Genomic DNA, 372 nt, shown 5'->3' with positions numbered 1-372 from the left:
AGCGGACCTATCCGGAATTTTGTGTACGAGGCATATCATGGAGGTAATGACCATGGATATGCCAATGAAGAAGAAACGTACAGTGGCGTCTCAGGCAGCGGCCCGCGGGCCGCTGCCGGCTTTGCCTGAGGGCTTGCTGGATGAGGTGGTCAAAGGGCCGATGACCCCCAGCGAGGTCCAGGACCTGATGCTAGCGTTCAACAAGGCCATCATCGAACGGGCGATGAACGCCGAGATGAGCATGCATTTGGGCTATAAGCCAGGCGAGCCCAAGCCGGCCGAGCAGTCCAATGCCCGTAACGGCCTCAGCGGCAAGACCGTGATCACCGAGCGCGGCCCGGTGCGGGTCGAGTTGCCACGCGACCGCGATGG

At 61.3% G+C, this 372-nt stretch carries 1 protein-coding gene; it reads left to right on the top strand.

What is annotated here, in order from left to right; translation table 11 throughout:
- Positions 1-52: 52 nt before the first annotated feature.
- On the top strand, positions 53-372 hold a 320-nt coding region (locus J8I34_RS34475; RefSeq protein ID WP_371748211.1), incomplete at its 3' end, for a transposase.

This window comes from Cupriavidus phytohabitans (assembly GCF_017815025.1).
Taxonomy (GTDB): domain Bacteria; phylum Pseudomonadota; class Gammaproteobacteria; order Burkholderiales; family Burkholderiaceae; genus Cupriavidus.
Note: the sequence above shows the minus strand (reverse complement) of the source record. Positions and strands in the feature narration are given on the sequence as shown.